The 530-nt window shown below is 44.7% G+C and carries 1 protein-coding gene; it reads left to right on the top strand.

The window, feature by feature from the left end:
- Positions 1-447 (top strand): hypothetical protein (locus HMPREF2904_RS12095; RefSeq protein ID WP_176744624.1); only part of this gene is annotated, 447 nt, incomplete at its 5' end.
- Between the last annotated feature and the right edge of the window lie 83 nt (positions 448-530).

A 530-nucleotide genomic window follows, 5' to 3' on the forward strand; every position in this document is an offset into this window, starting at 1 on the left:
TCAGAGGTTGAGACAGACTCGGATGCAGAAACCGACTCAGATGCTGAAACTGATTCTGATGTTGACACCGATTCAGACGTAGACACTGATTCGGATACAGAAACCGACTCGGATGCAGATGCCGATTCAGACGTAGACACTGATTCGGATGTTGAGACTGACTCGGATGTTGAAACTGATTCTGAAGCTGACGCCGACTCAGATGTTGAGAGTGATTCAGAAGTTGACGCTGACTCGGATGTTGAAACTGATTCTGAAGTAGAAACTGATTCAGATACAGAAACTGATTCTGATACAGAAACTGATTCTGATACAGAAACCGATTCAGATGTAGAAACTGATTCTGAGGTTGAAACCGATTCGGATTCGGACGCAGAGGCTGACTCAGACGTTGATACTGATTCAGAAGTAGACACTGATTCTGAGGTTGACGCTGAGACTGACTGACTTTCAGATACTGAGGTGCTCAACGATTCAGACGCTGATACTGACTCAGACGTTGATACTGATTCAGATACAGAAACTGACTC

Origin of the sequence: Streptococcus sp. HMSC072G04 (assembly GCF_001813295.1) — a bacterium.
In the GTDB taxonomy this organism is placed as follows: Bacteria; Bacillota; Bacilli; order Lactobacillales; family Streptococcaceae; genus Streptococcus.